Here is a 14,389-nt window from a genome sequence, read left to right on the forward strand (position 1 = left end):
AATGTGATAATACATAATAAATTGAAGTGTGGACGTTTTTTTTGCTATGAAATCTTAGTGAATCAAATCCAAAGGAGGCAGATGAGCTTTAGATTTCGTGTAAGGGCGTAGTGCAAAATATCATTTTGCACGGAGTTTACTATGTTGACCAGGAGGGATTTTCGTGGCATATGATTATATAAATGATGGAAATATTGATGCTGACGCCTTGCAAAAGGGAATAAAGGGCAATAAAAAGGCCCGTATGCTACAGCTCCTGAAAATGCTTAATGAAGAAACTGACGAGGAGCACCCTCTTTCCACAAATGAAATTATTGCCAAAATGAAGGAACTTGGGCTGGAGGTTAACCGTAAAACCGTAAAGGACGATGTGGACCTTCTGATTGCCTTTGGCTACGATGTGGTGATAATAAAATCCTCCAACAATTCCTTTTACATGGGGGAGAGAAATTTTGAGTTGTCAGAGCTCAAAATGATGGTGGATGCTATTTCTGCTTCTAAAATTATTTCCACCAAGGCCAGCAATTCCCTTATTGAAAAGCTGCAGCATCTGTGCAGTAAATATCAGGCGGAGGAGCTGCTTTGGAACAGGGATGTAAATATAAGCATTAAGCCATACAGTAAGAACGTTAATCTGATTATTGACAAGCTCACTAAAGCCATCGGCAAGAAGCGGCGAGTAAATTTTAAGTATAATGAGTATAATATAAATAAGGAGCTTCAGCCACGCCACGATGGCAAGGTTTACGATATAAGCCCATATTTTCTGGTGTGGAATGAGGACCATTACTATCTGGTAGGCAATGAGTACAGCACCAAAACCACCAAGACCTTCCGTATAGATCGTATCGATGGATCATCATTGGTGGTTTCCAAGGAACAGGCGGTGAGAAAGCCGGAACGCGACCTTCTCTCAAAGTATTCCCAGCGTACCTTCAGCATGATGGCTGACGAGAAAAATGAGCGTACGGTGGTGCTTCGCTGCAAAAATAATTTGATTACCATTATGGTGGACCGCTTTGGTGTTGATGTTGATACCAAGATTGTGGATAAAAATCACTTTGATTTGACGGCAAAGCTATATGTGACCAAGGGCTTTTTTAGCTGGCTTGCCAAGTTTGGGGATGATATCAAGGTAATTAGTCCTCCTCAGGTGGCCAATGACTATAAGGAATATCTTGAGAAAATACTCATGCAGTATAAATAGTTGAGAAGGGTGGCTGCTTTGACAGTCACCTTTTAAATTTATGGCTTTACAAAAATGATATAAATATCCTATAATGGAGTGTAATGAGCTGTTCGGATAAATAATCTTATTAGATTTGTGAGACGGTTAATACGGTTCGGATTTTATCATAAATATGTTTATATAACTAAATATGGAGGTGTGATTTTTGCCAAAAGAGAAAAAATTACAAATTATTCCTTTGGGCGGATTAGGTGAAATCGGCAAAAATATGACAGTGGTGCGGTACGGCGAAGAGATACTGCTTATTGATGCCGGTTTGATGTTTCCGGATGAGGAAATGCTGGGTATAGATCTGGTTATTCCTGATTTTACTTTTCTGGTGGAGAATCGGGAGCATGTTAAGGCTATTGTGTTGACCCATGGGCATGAGGACCATATTGGTGCACTGCCTTATGTGCTGAAGCAGATAGACGCTCCAGTGTACGGTACAAGACTTACCCTGGGTATCCTTGAAGGACGTCTGAAGGAAAATGGAGTAAGCAATGATATGCTCCGCCCTGTTAAGCAGGGGGATAGTATCAAGGCTGGCTCCTTTAACGTGAATTTTATTCGCGTGAACCACAGTATTCCTGATGCCGTGGGTCTGGCTATTACAACCCCTATGGGCACCATTGTTCATACTGGTGACTTTAAGCTGGACTACACTCCGATTGACGGAAAAATGACGGATTTCAGACGTTTTTCCGATTTGGGCAACAAGGGTGTACTGGTTTTGATGGCGGACAGTACCAATGCTGAGCGCCTTGGCCATACTCCTAGTGAAAGCACTGTGGGTGCTTCCTTTGAAAAGGCCTTCCATAATGCAAGTTCCCGCATTATAGTAGCTACCTTCTCATCCAATGTTCACAGAATACAGCAGATTATTAACACTGCTGTAACCTATAAGCGAAAAGTGGCTGTTTTGGGGCGCAGCATGGTAAATGTTGTGAATATTTCCCGTGAGCTGGGTTATATTACTGCTCCAGAGGGAACTATTATCGATATTGATGAGATTAATAATTATCCGGCTAATCAGGTGGTGGTTATTACCACTGGCAGTCAGGGCGAGCCTATGTCTGCACTGACCCGGATGTCCCAGTCTGACCATCGTAAGGTGGGCATTGTTCCAGGGGACACAATTATTATTTCTGCTACCCCTATTCCAGGCAATGAAAAGCTGGTTTCCAGAACCATAGATAATCTCCTTAAGCTGGGTGCTCACGTGGTATATGGCCGCGAAAACGGTATCCATGTATCAGGCCATGCCAGCCAGGAAGAACTTAAACTGATGCACAATCTGGTGCGTCCTAAGTTCTTTATCCCAGTTCATGGTGAGTACCGTCATCTGGTGAAGCATGCTAAGCTGGCCCAGGAGCTGGGTATGAAGAAGGAAAATATCTTCATCGGCGAAAATGGTCAGATTTTGGAATTTACCAAGAACAAGGGCGTAGTAGCCGGCAAGGTTACCTCTGGCCGTATACTAGTTGATGGCCTTGGTGTAGGTGATGTTGGTAATATCGTTCTTCGTGATCGTCGTCAGCTGTCCCAGGATGGTATTATTATCATCGTGGTTACTATGGACAAGGAACAGGGCGTTGTGGTGGCAGGTCCTGATATTGTCAGCCGTGGTTTTGTTTATGTTCGTGAATCCGAAGAGCTCATGGATGATGTCCGTACCCGTGTTGAGGAAGCTCTGGCTCGTTGTGAGGACGAGGGTATCACTGAATGGTCTGGCCTTAAGTCAGCCATGCGTGATGCACTGGGACGCTATATCTTCGAGCGCACCCGTCGCCGTCCAATGATTTTGCCAATTATTATGGAAATTTGATATTTATAAAAGGGGACTGTCGTGTACAGTCCTTTTTATATGGTAAATATTTTTAAGTATGGAGATTTCCTTGCGAAAAATCCCATAATGTGATATAGTTCTTTACAGTTGAATATGACCTTTGAAATTAGTCCTGTGAGGCTGATAAAGGAAGCTGGTAAGATAGTGCGCTATCAATATTTACTAGGATAACTATATCTAAAAGCAGATTTTAGCTTTCTTGTGCCTCGGCATGAGAAAGCTTTTTTTGTGCAAAAGTTATCATAACGTACATTTCACAGCTGGTGGGGTCAAATGAATAAAGGAGTGATTGTCTTGGATAATTCTAAAGTAAACCTTCGCGGTAAAGATGTGCTGGCTCTGGCAGATTTTTCCAAGGAGGAAATCCAGGTAATTCTGGAAAGTGCCAAGGAGATGAAAAATATTATTCATCGCGACATCAAAAAGGTACCGGCTCTTCGCGGCAAGTCCATTGTGACCTTGTTCTACGAGCCAAGTACCCGTACCCGTTCATCCTTTGAACTGGCTGGAAAATATTTGGGAGCCGATGTAGTAAATATTACTGCAGGTACTTCCAGTATTGTGAAGGGTGAGAGCCTTCGTGATACCCTGTATACTGTTGAAGCCATGGGAGTAGATGCCATCGTTATGCGCCACAAGGCCGAGGGTGCTGCTGAATACGCTTCCAAGGTGGCAAGCCCGGTAATCATAAACGCTGGTGATGGTGCTCATGCCCACCCTTCCCAAGGACTGTTGAATCTCTTTACTGTACAGGAGCATAAGGGACATCTTGAGGGCCTGAAGTACGTTATTTTAGGTGATATTACCCATAGCCGCGTTGCCCGTTCGGACATTCAGGGGATGCGGAAGATGGGTGTTGAGGTCCATTTGGCTGGTCCTAGAACTCTTATGCCAAGATTCCTCTTTGAGGAGGAGGGCATTGTGATTCATGACAATGTGGAGGATGCCATTAAGAACGCGGACGTAATCAATGTTCTTCGCATCCAGCTGGAGCGCCAGAAGGCTGGCCTTTTCCCATCCCCAAGAGAATATGCCCGTATCTACGGCTTAAATGATAAGCGTTTGGCTCTGGCCAAGGATGATGTGCTTGTACTGCATCCGGGCCCAATGAACAAGGGACTGGAAATTTCTCCATTCGTAGCTTATGGCGACCATTCCGCCATTCAGGAGCAGGTTCAGAACGGTGTAGCAGTTCGTATGGCTATTCTGACCCACGCATTGATTGGAGGTAACAAGGCATGAAGACATTGATTAAGGGTGGCAGAGTAATCGATCCTGCCAATTCATTTGATAAGGTTGCTGATGTATTAATCGAGGATGGCAAAATCGCCAAGGTGGCAGGCAATATTAAGAGTGTCGCTGATGAGGTTATTGATGCTGAGGGCAAGATTGTGTGCCCTGGTTTTATTGATATGCACGTTCATCTTCGTGAGCCAGGCCAGGAGGCCAAGGAGGATTTTGAGTCCGGTTCCAAGGCTGCGGCAGCAGGTGGATATACTACTGTAGCCACCATGCCAAATACCAACCCTGTAGTGGATACTGCGGCTATGGTGCGTTCTTTGCAGAAGCGGGCTGAGGATGCGGCAGTGGTTCACATTGAGATTATCGGTGCCGTTACCAAGGGCCAGAAGGGTGAAGAAATGGCTGAGATGGGGGATATGACCCAGGCCGGTGCTGTGGCCTTTTCTGATGATGGTCATTTCACCAAGTCTGCCAAGGTAATGCTTAACTGCTATGATTATCTGAAGTCCTTTGATAAGGTAATCATCAACCATGAGGAGGAGCCAAGCCTCATTGAGGAAGGGGTAATGAACGAAAGCCACAGAAGTGCCATGCTGGGCATGAAGGGCCGTCCAACAGTAGCTGAGGATATTGCGGTGTACCGTGATATTGCTCTGGCTGAATATGCAGGAGCAAGGGTTCATGTGGCCCACATCAGTTCTGCCAATGCGGTAGATCTGGTTCGTCAGGCCAAGAAGCGTGGTGTAAAGGTTACTGCTGAGGCTACTCCACAGCATCTCACCATGACTGATGATATGGTAAATCTCTTTGACAGCTCCACCAAGGTTAATCCACCGCTGCGTCAGCAGAAGGACGTGGAGGCAGTGCTGGAAGGTATTAAGGATGGTACTATTGATTGTATCGTGACTGACCATTCCCCACATGCCCAGGAGGAAAAGGATAGAGAATATATTTATGCACCAAGCGGCTTTCCAGGATTGGAAACCTCCCTTGGCTGCCTTATGACTGATTTAGTGGCTCCTGGCAAGCTGGATGTGGTTACCATGATTTCCAAGCTCACTGCTGAGCCAGCAAAGATTTTCGATTTGAATGCGGGCAGCCTCTCCGTAGGCATGCCAGCTGATATAACTGTAATTGACCCTGAGCTGGAATGGACTGTGGATGAAAAGAAATTCTATACCAGGGGCTCCCATTCTCCGTTTATTGGCCGCAAGTTCAAGGGCAAGGCTGTTAAGACCTTGGTGGACGGCAAGCTGGTAATGGACGATGGCGTAGTTTTGGAGGTGTAATCTTGAAAGGAAAACTTATTCTCGAGGATGGCAGCGTCTTCACTGGAGATCTGTTAAATGAATACAAAGCCACCGGCGAGGTGGTGTTTAATACTGGTATGACCGGTTATCAGGAGATACTTACTGACCCATCCTATTGCAGTCAGATTGTTACCCTGACATTCCCACTCATTGGCAATTACGGCGTGGCAGATAAATTTATGCAGTCCAGAAAATCCTTTGTAAACGGATTTATTATCGGTGAGCTCTGTGATGAGGGCAGTAACTGGCAGAAGGAAAATGAGCTGGCAAAGTTTTTGAATGACCAGAAGATTCCTTGCCTTTATAATGTTGATACCCGTGCGGTTACCAGAACCATCCGTTCCCAGGGCTGCATGAAGGGTATTATCGTATCCGAGGATGCCAGCCAAGAGGAAATAGATAAGCTCATGGCTGTGCCAATTAAGCAGGATGTGGTGGCTGAGGTTACTACTCCTGAAACCTATGTAATGGATAATGATGGCCCTCATGTTGTGGTGATGGATTTTGGCATCAAGCAGAATATATTGAATTCTCTCCATAATCTTGGCTGCAAGCTCACAGTAGTGCCTGCCGATACCAAGGCTGATGAGATTATGGCCATGAATCCAGATGGAATTTTCCTCTCCAATGGTCCTGGAGATCCAAAGGATGTTCCGGAGGTTATTGAGGAAGTGAAGAAGCTCATTGGCAAGAAGCCAATGTTTGGCATTTGCTTGGGCCATCAGCTGATTTCTCTGGCTCTTGGGGCAAACACCTATAAATTGAAATTTGGTCATCGTGGTTCCAATCAGCCAGTAAAGAATCTCCTTAACGGCCGGGTTCATATTTCTTCCCAGAATCATGGCTATGCTGTAGAGGAAGCATCTTTGAAGGAGCTTCCTTTGGAGGTTACTCACATTAATGTTAATGATGGCACTGTGGAGGGTATGCGTCATACATCTCTGCCATTGTTCTCCGTCCAGTATCATCCTGAGGCTTCCCCGGGTCCTGACGACAATATGTATCTGTTCGATCAGTTCTGGACACTTTTAACTGGCGAGACAAAGGGGGAATAATCAGTGCCAAAGAAGGAAAATTTGAAGAAGGTTATCGTTATTGGTTCCGGCCCGATTATTATCGGACAGGCGGCTGAGTTTGACTACGCAGGCTCCCAGGCTTGTCGAGCCCTTAAAGAGGAAGGCTTGGAGGTTGTATTGGTAAACAGCAATCCAGCCACCATTATGACAGATAAGCACATGGCTGACCGCGTATATATTGAGCCATTAACTGTAGAGTTTATGGAGCATATTATCAGCAAGGAAAAGCCGGATGGACTTTTGGCTACATTGGGTGGCCAGGCTGGTCTGAATCTTGCTGTACAGCTTTCTGAACAGGGCATTTTGGAAAAGTACAACGTGGAGCTTTTGGGCACTTCCTTAAAGGCCATTGAGCAGGCAGAGGACAGAGAGCTGTTTAAGGAAACCATGAACAAGCTGGGTGAGCCTATCCCTGAGTCCACCATTGTTGAGGACGTGGAGTCCGCCGTACAGTTTGCCAATGAAATCGGCTATCCTCTTATCGTTCGTCCTGCCTATACCATGGGTGGCACTGGCGGCGGTATTGCTGACAATGAGGAAGAGCTGGTGGACATCGTCATAAAGGGACTTAAGTATTCCATGATTGGTCAGGTCCTCATTGAGCGTAGTGTGGCCGGCTGGAAGGAAATTGAGTACGAGGTAATGCGTGACGGCAACGACAACTGTATTACCATCTGTAATATGGAAAACTTTGATCCTGTAGGTGTTCATACTGGTGATTCCATTGTTGTGGCACCATCCCAGACCCTTACAGACCATGAATATCAGATGCTGAGAAGCGCCAGCATTCGCATTATCCGCGAGCTGGGTATTGAGGGCGGCTGTAATGCCCAGTATGCTCTGGATCCTAATTCCAACCAATATTATGTAATAGAGGTAAATCCTCGTGTAAGCCGTTCTTCAGCATTGGCTTCCAAGGCAACTGGTTACCCAATTGCCAAGGTATCCGCCAAGATTGCTATTGGATACAGTCTGGATGAGATTACCAATGCTGTAACCCAGAAGACCAAGGCTTGCTTTGAGCCAGCCCTTGACTACTGCGTGGTTAAGTTCCCACGCTGGCCTTTTGATAAGTTCGTGTATGCAGACAAGACTCTGGGAACTCAGATGAAGGCTACTGGCGAGGTTATGTCCATTGACAGAAACTTTGAGGGAGCTATTTTAAAGGCGGTCCGTTCCCTGGAAATCGGTGTACACCGTCTTCACATGGAGGATATGGATGCCTGGGATGATGAAAAGGTTATTAAGGCTCTTTCAAAATGCAATGATGAGCGCCTCTTTGTAATAGCCGAGGCCATGCGCCGTGGCATTGCTGATGTGGATGGTATTCATAACATTACTAAAATAGATAAATGGTTCCTGCGGAAAATCAAGAAGATTACAGATCTGGAGCTCAGAATTCAGAATGAGCAGATTACTCCTAGTCTTATGCTGGCAGCCAAGGACGTTGGACTGGCTGATCGCTCCATTGCCGAACTGGCCGGGAAGACCACTGATGAAATTCGTACCCTTAGAAAGACCATGAACATTCTGCCATGCTATAAGATGGTAGATACCTGTGCTGCTGAGTTTGAGGCTGCAACCCCTTACTATTATTCTACCTTTCATGCTCAGGAGGATGAGGTGGATACCTCCAGCAAGCGTCGCAAGGTTCTGGTGTTGGGCTCTGGCCCGATTCGCATTGGTCAGGGTGTGGAGTTCGATTATTGCTCCGTACATTCAGTATGGGCTCTCCGTCAGATGGGCATAGAGGCCATTATTGTCAACAATAACCCTGAAACCGTATCCACTGACTTTGATATTTCCGATAGACTTTACTTTGAGCCATTGACCTCTGAGGATGTTCTTAACATTATTGACAAGGAAAAGCCAGAGGGGGTTATCGTACAGTTTGGCGGGCAGACGGCCATTAATTTGGCTGAGGACCTCAGCAAGGCCGGGGTTAAAATCTTCGGTACTTCTGTAAATGATATTGACCGGGCAGAGGACAGAGAGCGCTTTGATGAGGTGCTCACTCAGACCGGTATTCCTAGACCACAGGGCATCAGCGTAACCAATTTGGAGGATGCCATCAAGGGTGCAGCTGAAATTGGCTATCCTGTAATGGTTCGTCCTTCCTATGTATTGGGCGGCCGTGCTATGGAAATCGTGTATAACGAGGAAGAGCTTATTGACTACATGGGCCGTGCAGTAAAGGTGACTCCGGAGCATCCGGTTCTGGTGGACCGCTATATGCAGGGCACTGAGGTTGAAGTGGATGCTATTTCCGATGGTGTGGATGTAATAATTCCGGGCATTATGGAGCATATCGAGCGGGCTGGTGTTCATTCCGGTGACTCCATTGCGGTGTACCCACCACAGACCCTGCCACAAAAGGTAAAATATACCATTGTGGATTACACTAAGCGCCTGGCAGTAGGTCTCCATGTAAAGGGCCTTATGAATATCCAGTATGTTGTGGCCAATGATGAGGTCTTCGTAATCGAGGTAAATCCTCGTTCCTCCCGTACAGTGCCATTCCTCAGCAAGGTAACAGATGTTCAGATGGTGGATATTGCCACCCAGATTGCCATGGGCTCCACAATTAAGGAGCTTGGCTTCAAGCCAGGTCTGGTAAGCCCTAAGCATTATGTGGCAGTAAAGGCCCCAGTATTCTCCTTCAATAAGATGGCTGATGTAGATATATCCCTTGGTCCAGAGATGAAGTCCACTGGCGAGGTTATGGGTATCGACTACCACTATAACCGTGCTCTGTATAAGGCTATGACCGGTGCGGGCATGAATATTCCTGTAAATGGAACAATCCTGTTCACTGTGGCCAACAAGGATAAGGACGAGATGAAGCAGCTGGCCAAGGCCTTCTCTGAGCTTGGCTTTAAGCTGGTGGCTACTGCCGGCAGTGCCAAGGCCATCAAGTCTATGGGCATTGATGTTGAGGTAGTGGGCAAGATGCACGAACGTAGCGTGGACATTATCCAGCAGATCAAGAAGGGCCGTATCCACATGGTAATCAATACTATGACCCAGAATCAGGGCAAGAGCGTAGTACACGACGGCTTCAAGATTCGTCGTGCTACGGTGGAGCATGCTATCCCATGTCTCACTTCTCTGGATACTGCCTGGGAGGTGCTGAATGTACTGGAGTTCATGCGGGAGCGTCGCTTAGTTTATAGCCTGGCTATTCAGGATTATGTAGGCGGCGGCTACGATTTAGCTTAAGGAGGAAAAATGGCAGATAATCGTTTGATTGTAGCCCTTGATTTTCATAAATTTGAGGATGTGGAGAAGCTGGTGGATACTCTTGGTGACAGCGTCAGCTACTACAAGGTAGGCATGGAGCTTTTCTACAGCGAGGGAGCCAAGGTTATTTCTTACCTTAAAGAAAAGGGCAAAAATATCTTTTTGGACCTGAAGCTCCACGATATTCCAAACACTGTGGCTGAGGGACTTTGCTCTCTTATGGTACAGGGGGCGGATATTATGAACGTTCACGCTTCCGGTGGTTTTACCATGATGAAAACAGCGGCGGACAGAGTTCATAAGAAGGCTGAGGAGATGGGTATTCCATGTCCAAAGCTGATTGCTGTAACTATCCTTACCAGCATAAATCAGGAGGATTGGCAAGGACTTGGTATGCAGTGTGAAATTCGTGAGCAGGTGGTTCGTCTGGCCAAGCTCACCAAAGAAGCTGGACTTGATGGAGTGGTGGCTTCGCCTCAGGAGGCGAAAGCCATTCGTGAAGCCTGTGGCCCGGATTTTCTGATAATTACTCCCGGGGTGCGCCCTGCGGGAGCCAGCATTGATGACCAGAGTCGAATTGCCACTCCTGAAGCAGCACTGAAAAATGGCGCTAGCCATCTGGTGGTTGGACGTCCTATTCGGGCAGCTGAGAATCCAAAGGAAGCTGCAGAAGCTATAATTAAAGAAATGGAGAGTGTAAAATAATGGCAGAATTAAAAGCTCTTACAGAAAAAGAAGTAGAGGATATGCTTCTGGAAACCGGTGCAATTATGGAAGGGCATTTCCTTTTGACCTCCGGCCTTCACAGTCCGCGCTATGTGGAGAAGTTCAACGTACTTCAGAAGCCTGAATATACAGAAAAGCTGTGTCAGGCCATGGCAGCCAAGTTTGTTGATGCCAATATTGAGACAGTGGTGGGCCCTGTAACCGGCGGTATTCTGCTGGCTCACGAAACTGGCAAGGCACTGGGCACCAGAGCTATATTCACCGAGCGTGAAAACGGCAAGATGACCTTCCGTCGTGGCTTTACTCTCCATGAAGGTGAGCGTGTTCTCATCGTTGAGGATATTGTTACCACTGGCGGTTCCATCCGCGAGGTTATTGATGTGGTTAAGGAGCATGGCGGTATTCCAGTGGCTGTAAGCATGCTGGTGGACCGTAGCGGCGGCAGGGCAACCTTCGGCGATGTACCAAGCACTGCACTCTTGCACATGGATGTGCAGACCTATGAACCAGATAACTGCCCACTTTGCAAGCAGGGTGTGCCAATGACCAAGAGAGGCAGGACAGGAAAATAATTTGCTAACAGAATAAGAAAAGCTGTAGATACCGTCAGGGGAATGTCTTCCTCTGGCGGATTTTTTTGCTAATTATCCATTGCATAAAATTCCATAATAATGTATTATATTATGCGTTGGTGTTCTGAATTAAAATTCACTATTAACCCATATTTTTTGGATAAAAATTAATTTTATGTGAATTTTATGAATATAACGAGGTGAACATGTTTTCCACCTCGTTGAAACGCTGATTGGAATATTTTTCTTTTCTTGGAGAAAAGAAAAATTTGAACAATGGCATTATAGAAAAATTTGAACAATTAATTTATACACGAAGGGGATATTTATGCAGGCTATGGTAGAAAAGCAGGATGTAGCACAGCAGGAAACTTCAGAAAAGGGTTACAATATTTCGGATATTTTTAAATTTTTAGGGTGTTCATTATTTGGCTGCTTTATGTTTTTATATCCTTGGGATACCACAGGGGGGACATATAATACAGCTCTCAGCGTGCTGACGGAGGCACTGGATAAGGCCATTCAGGAAAATGTTCCTTGGCTCCTCACGGTAGTGGTGGTATTTTCTGCTATAAGTGCTTTGGTGGGCTGTTTCTGGAAAATTCAGAAGTCTGGCAGATTCAGCTGGATTTTTCCGCTGATGTTTGTATCGAAGCCCTATGCTCTGACTCGATTTATTGCCTTGGCAGTAACTATATGCGTTGTTTTTGAGGTTGGCCCTGAGGCAGTTCGCAGTGAGGACGTGGGGGGCAGCATGGTTTCATTGGCACAGACCTTGATTGCTATTGCTGTTACCCTAAGTTTTGTACTTCCCTTCCTTACGGATTGTGGTATTATGGAGTTCATGGGCATATTGCTGCGACCACTGATTCGCCCACTATTTAAGGTTCCGGGTCGTGCTTCGGTGGATCTTATTGCATCCTGGCTGGCTTCATCGAATACGGCTGTATTGATTACTGGCAATCAGCACCAGAATGGTTATTACAGCAAGCGTGAGGCTGCTTCCATTATGACCAATTTCTCCTTGGTTTCCATTCCGTTTTGTATGGTTGTTGCTGAAACTCTGAATGTAACCAATCATTTTCTGCTTCTTTATGGTTCCGTTACGGCTATAGGCTTGATGTTAGCTATGATAGGGGTACGCATTCCGCCATTGTCCAATATTCCGGATGAGTATTGCGGTGAGAAAAATATTAATGAGGAAGTGCCTGAATCCACATCCCTTGTGGGCTGGGCATGGATAGCAGCCATGAAGCGTGCCAAAAAGTTTGGCTTTATGAATGCGCTGGATGCGGCAGGCAAAATGACTATTGGTATTATTATGGATCTTATTCCAATTGTTATTGCCTGGGGTACCTTGGGTTCTCTGCTGGTTAATGAGACCTCCATTATGCAGTGGATTTCCTATCCTATGGGGGCATACATGAGCTTCCTTGGGGTTGAGGGTGCCTTTGATATTGCTCCAGCAACATTGGTGGGCTTTATCGATATGTTCATACCAGCTCTTATCACCAGCCCAGATTTGCCTGAGCAGACCCGCTTTTTGGTGGCAGGATTGTCTTTGGTACAGATTATTTATCTCACCGAGGTGGGAAGCATTATTGTTAAGTCTAATGTGGGACTTGATATGAAGCGTCTCTTTGTTATTTTCTTGGAGCGTACAATAATTGCTTTGCCATTGTTGGCTTTTATATCCAAATCTTTGTAAATTAATACATTATTTTAATGGGGATCGGGTAACGGTCCCCTTTTAATTTGTCAATGTATGCAAAAAAATACAATAATATGAATTTTTTTATTGTAGAATGGTGTTGAATGTAATAAAATACACTCTGAAAGTATATTTCATTATATTAGGTATACTTAATATTTATAGAAAAGGTCGTGTTAATGTGATATGAAAAGTTTCAGACTTACCGAAAAGGAAATGAACGCAATGGCAGAACGGATTCAGACCCCGTTTCTGGTAACATCACTGGATAAGGTGGCAGAGAACTACCGCTTCCTGCGGACCCACTTGCCTCGGACTGGTGTGTATTATGCTATTAAGGCAAATCCCACCCCAGAGGTTTTGCAGATGCTGGCAGAAATTGGCTCCCATTTTGATGTGGCCTCTGCTGGTGAAATTGAAGCACTGGCAGAGCTGGGGGTTGATGGTTCCCGAATGATTTATGCCAATCCTGTTAAGGATGCTAAAGGACTGCAGGCAGCTGTGGATAATGGCGTAAATCGATTTACCTTCGACGATGAATCCGAGATTTCAAAGATGGCCGATGCTGTTCCAGGTGCTGATGTGCTGGTTCGTATACAGGTTCGCAACAACAAGGCGTTGGTGGACCTGAATACCAAGTTCGGGGCACCAATGGATGAGGCACTGGATCTTTTGGAACAGGCAGAAAAGGCTGGACTTCATGCCAAAGGGATTTGCTTTCATGTTGGCAGTCAATCCCTTTCAACAGCGGCTTATGAAGAGGCTCTGCTCTTAGTTCGTAATCTTTTCGATGAGGCTGAGGCCCGTGGTATGCACTTAACCGATCTGGATATCGGCGGTGGGTTCCCAATCCCTGATGCCGATGGACTGGCCGTGGACTTGGTAGCAATGATGGAGTCCATTAACCATCAGCTTGATCGTCTTTTTCCGGATACAAAGGTGTGGATGGAGCCAGGAAGATTTATGTGTGGTACAGCAGTAAATCTGGTAACATCTGTAATTGGTACAAAGAATCGAGGGGGCAACCCTTGGTATATTCTTGATGAAGGGATTTATGGCTGCTTTTCAGGAATAATGTATGACCACTGGACATATCCTTTGCATTGCTTTGGCAAGGGACCCCTTAAGGCATCTACCTTTGGTGGGCCAAGCTGTGATGGCATAGATGTGCTTTACCGTGATTTTATGGCACCAAAGCTGTCTGTAGGGGACAGGGTATTGGTAACTGAAATGGGTTCCTATACCAGCGTCAGCGCTTCCCGCTTTAATGGCTTTGAGTTGGCGCCAAACTTTATTTTTGAGGAACAGCCTGAGTATTCAGCCAGATTGTCTGATGAGGAGGAAGAAACAGACGATATGGCTATTTAAAGTGTTAAATATATGATTACCTACCGCTAATTTGCTTGATTGGTCAGATTAGCGGTAAATTTTTTAA

At 45.7% G+C, this 14,389-nt stretch carries 10 protein-coding genes; all 10 read left to right on the forward strand.

Annotated elements, in window-relative coordinates:
* Positions 1-163 precede the first annotated feature (163 nt).
* The 10 genes from T355_RS0105705 (at position 164) to T355_RS0105750 (ending at position 14,322) form a co-directional block, all read left to right on the forward strand.
* The gene (locus T355_RS0105705) at positions 164-1,207 is read left to right on the forward strand and encodes a helix-turn-helix transcriptional regulator (RefSeq protein WP_027396917.1); all 1,044 of its coding nucleotides are present in this window, start codon (positions 164-166) and stop codon (positions 1,205-1,207) included.
* A 250-nt stretch (positions 1,208-1,457) separates the two neighbouring features.
* Positions 1,458-3,056, forward strand: a complete 1,599-nt coding sequence (locus T355_RS0105710) for a ribonuclease J (RefSeq protein WP_231483000.1) — start codon at positions 1,458-1,460, stop codon at positions 3,054-3,056.
* A gap of 315 nt (positions 3,057-3,371) precedes the next feature.
* Positions 3,372-4,319 carry an aspartate carbamoyltransferase catalytic subunit gene (locus tag T355_RS0105715; RefSeq protein ID WP_231482996.1) on the forward strand — a complete coding sequence of 316 codons (948 nt, stop codon included), beginning with the start codon at positions 3,372-3,374 and terminating at the stop codon, positions 4,317-4,319.
* Positions 4,316-5,608, forward strand: a complete 1,293-nt coding sequence (locus T355_RS0105720) for a dihydroorotase (protein ID WP_027396920.1) — start codon at positions 4,316-4,318, stop codon at positions 5,606-5,608. The genes T355_RS0105715 and T355_RS0105720 overlap by 4 nt, the downstream gene beginning before the upstream one ends.
* 2 nt (positions 5,609-5,610) lie before the next feature.
* Complete coding sequence (gene carA / locus T355_RS0105725) at positions 5,611-6,684, forward strand: glutamine-hydrolyzing carbamoyl-phosphate synthase small subunit (RefSeq protein ID WP_027396921.1); 1,074 nt, start codon at positions 5,611-5,613, stop codon at positions 6,682-6,684.
* A 3-nt stretch (positions 6,685-6,687) separates the two neighbouring features.
* Entirely contained in the window at positions 6,688-9,924 is a 3,237-nt protein-coding gene (gene carB, locus T355_RS0105730) for a carbamoyl-phosphate synthase large subunit (RefSeq protein WP_027396922.1), read from the forward strand.
* 9 nt (positions 9,925-9,933) lie between these two features.
* The gene (gene pyrF, locus T355_RS0105735; RefSeq protein ID WP_027396923.1) at positions 9,934-10,650 is read left to right on the forward strand and encodes an orotidine-5'-phosphate decarboxylase; all 717 of its coding nucleotides are present in this window, start codon (positions 9,934-9,936) and stop codon (positions 10,648-10,650) included.
* Positions 10,650-11,243: an orotate phosphoribosyltransferase gene (pyrE, locus tag T355_RS0105740; protein ID WP_037329920.1), complete on the forward strand. Its 594-nt coding sequence runs from the start codon at positions 10,650-10,652 to the stop codon at positions 11,241-11,243. The genes pyrF and pyrE overlap by 1 nt, the downstream gene beginning before the upstream one ends.
* Before the next feature lie 328 nt (positions 11,244-11,571).
* Positions 11,572-12,951 carry a YjiH family protein gene (locus T355_RS0105745; protein WP_051555406.1) on the forward strand — a complete coding sequence of 460 codons (1,380 nt, stop codon included), beginning with the start codon at positions 11,572-11,574 and terminating at the stop codon, positions 12,949-12,951.
* 189 nt (positions 12,952-13,140) lie between these two features.
* The gene (locus T355_RS0105750; RefSeq protein ID WP_027396926.1) at positions 13,141-14,322 is read left to right on the forward strand and encodes a type III PLP-dependent enzyme; all 1,182 of its coding nucleotides are present in this window, start codon (positions 13,141-13,143) and stop codon (positions 14,320-14,322) included.
* Positions 14,323-14,389 lie beyond the last annotated feature (67 nt).

Origin of the sequence: Anaerovibrio lipolyticus LB2005 (assembly GCF_000621545.1) — a bacterium.
GTDB lineage: Bacteria > Bacillota > Negativicutes > Selenomonadales > Selenomonadaceae > Anaerovibrio > Anaerovibrio lipolyticus_A.